Source organism: Vallitalea maricola (genome assembly GCF_036985595.1).
Taxonomy (GTDB): domain Bacteria; phylum Bacillota; class Clostridia; order Lachnospirales; family Vallitaleaceae; genus Vallitalea; species Vallitalea maricola.
Map to the genome: position 1 here is coordinate 1 of NZ_BTPU01000118.1, position 737 is coordinate 737.

Genomic DNA, 737 nt, shown 5'->3' on the forward strand with positions numbered 1-737 from the left:
CTTTAGTAGGAAATGATAATGAAGAAGTGACATATGGAGGAACGTATACAGATGCAGGAGCCATAGCATTAGACAATAGAGACGGAGATATAACAGAAAATATAGTAGTAACTATAACTAAGAATGGTGAAAATGTTGGTGAAGTATCTACAAATGAGCCAGGAACATATATCTATCACTACAATGTATCAGATGAAAAAGGCAATCAAGCCCAAGAAGTGATAAGAACAGTAGTAGTAAAAGACGATGAAGAAGCTCCAGTGATAACTCTAATAGGAAATGCAACAGAAGAAGTTACCTACGGAGGAACGTATACAGATGCAGGAGCAACAGCCTACGATAATAGAGACGGAGATATAACAGAAGATATAGTGGTGACTATAACTAAGAGTGGTGAAGTTGTAGATAAATTAATTACAAATGTGCCAGGAACATATATTTATCACTACAATGTAACTGATGAAAAAGGCAATCAAGCCCAAGAAGTAACGAGAACAGTAGTAGTGAAGGAAGATGAAGAAGCTCCAGTAATAACTCTAGTAGGAAATGCTTCGGAAGAAGTAACCTATGGAGGAACGTATACAGATGCAGGAGCCACAGCTTATGACAATAGAGATGGAGATATAACAAAGGATATAGTGATAACTATAACTAAAGACGGTATTCTTGTAGATGAAATATCTACAGTCATGCCAGGAACATATATCTATCACTATAATGTATCCGATGAAAAAGGC

General features: G+C 36.4%; 1 protein-coding gene. It reads left to right on the forward strand.

Translation table 11 applies throughout. The annotated features are described in order from the left end of the window. Positions 1-737, forward strand: a 737-nt coding sequence (locus AACQ14_RS23250) for an immunoglobulin-like domain-containing protein (RefSeq protein WP_339365939.1), incomplete at both ends; no start/stop codon positions are given.